The sequence below is a fragment of the Microtetraspora sp. AC03309 genome, from assembly GCF_020826795.1.
Classification (GTDB): Bacteria; Actinomycetota; Actinomycetes; order Streptosporangiales; family Streptosporangiaceae; genus Microtetraspora; species Microtetraspora glauca.
In genome coordinates, this window is sequence record NZ_JADDIL010000220.1 from 1 (window position 1) to 1,072 (window position 1,072).

General features: G+C 66.3%; 1 protein-coding gene and 1 pseudogene. Both read right to left on the bottom strand.

What is annotated here, in order from left to right; genetic code table 11:
* Nucleotides 1-295: pseudogene (locus IMZ11_RS42425) on the bottom strand (ABC transporter permease); the annotation flags it as partial.
* Nucleotides 292-1,072, bottom strand: a 781-nt coding sequence (locus IMZ11_RS42430) for a DoxX family protein (protein WP_228649213.1), incomplete at its 5' end; no start/stop codon positions are given. The gene IMZ11_RS42430 and the pseudogene IMZ11_RS42425, both read right to left, overlap by 4 nt.

Here is a 1,072-nt window from a genome sequence, read left to right on the forward strand (position 1 = left end):
GCGGCAGCAGGCACAGAAACTCCACGACCCGCGCGGCCCAGCGGGCCCGCACGCGTACCCAGATCATCGTCGGCACCAGCAAGACCAGCATGGCGAGGACGGTGAACACCGCGAGCAGCAGCGAGATCACGATGGCGTGATACAACTCCTCGTCGGTCACCAGGTTTCTCCAAGCCGCAGCGGTGCGGCCACCGGCGATCAGATTGCGGGTGGAGAAATCGGCCATGGCATAGAGGGGGAACAGGAAGAACAGGCCGAACAACACCAGGAGTGTTATCCGGGTGGCGCGGTTCATTTGAGCCACCTCGCCGTCCGGCGCACCAGCGCGTTGTAGGCGATCATCACCGCGGCGACGACGACGATCATCCGGTATTCAGTGCCGTCGGTGATGACCTCGGCAAGGCGGGCCTGCTCGTGAGCGGCCATCGCCGTCGCCAGCACCCCGTTGATCAGATACGCCAGCGCACCGGCCGCCGCGATGGGGGTGAACAGCCCGAGGACCAGCAGGACACCGGCGGCGATCTGCCCACCGGTGGCCGCATAGGTCAGGATGTCGGCGTTCTTGTACCCCATCTCACCCAGTGAGGTGTTGAAACCGTCGAGCCCCGGGCCGCCCCACCAGCCGAAGGCCTTCTGCAGGCCGTGGATGATCATCAGCCCGCCCAGCGCCACGCGCAGGATCAGCAGGCCGAGGTCCTGAGTGCCACGTCTACCGGCAGCCCTGACGCGCTCGTCGACGAACTCGTCGCGCTCGATCTCGGCAGGCTCGGCATTGAAGGGCGCCATCGGAGCGGGGCCGGACTGCGCGTACGGAAGGGGCTCGGGGTCGGGAACCAGGCTGAATGCCGACTGGTCACCCGTTTTCGAGTCGTAGCGCGGAATGGCGGTGGTCTCGAAGTCTCCGCCGTAGTTCTCCGAAGGCAGGTCGTCTTCGGGGTCGACCAGGCTGGCCCCGGTCGGCCTGGCGGAATCGTCCGAGTAACCCGGTCGTTGCCAGGCTTGTGGGTCCTGCGGGTGGCTGGTCACAGCTGCCAGGGTAAGTGCAAGTGGGGTCCGATCCGGGTATTTACCC